This is a genomic window from Desulfosporosinus metallidurans, from assembly GCF_001936615.1.
GTDB lineage: Bacteria > Bacillota > Desulfitobacteriia > Desulfitobacteriales > Desulfitobacteriaceae > Desulfosporosinus > Desulfosporosinus metallidurans.
Genome location: NZ_MLBF01000264.1, coordinates 1 through 217 on the forward strand (window position 1 = coordinate 1; position 217 = coordinate 217).

The 217-nt window shown below is 47.5% G+C and carries 1 protein-coding gene; it reads left to right on the plus strand.

What is annotated here, in order from left to right; translation table 11 throughout:
• Positions 1-97 precede the first annotated feature (97 nt).
• A partial coding sequence (locus DSOL_RS27760) for a cobalt-precorrin-5B (C(1))-methyltransferase (protein WP_139314663.1) occupies positions 98-217 on the plus strand: 120 nt, incomplete at its 3' end.

The window sequence follows — 217 nt, forward strand, 5'->3', positions numbered from 1 at the left end:
ATCGCTCACAATAGCCATCTTCGTCCGATTTGGACTGCACCTTGGGGTTTTATAGCTCTATTGAAATGATTAATTTTTAGTAGGTGGAGAGGGAACAATGGCACGAGACAAAGATCGACATACTTGGCGTGAAGGATATACAACAGGAAGCTGTGCTGCTGGTGCTGCTAAAGTTGCCTGCCTGCTCCTCCGAGGGAACAGCTTACCTGAGCAGGTA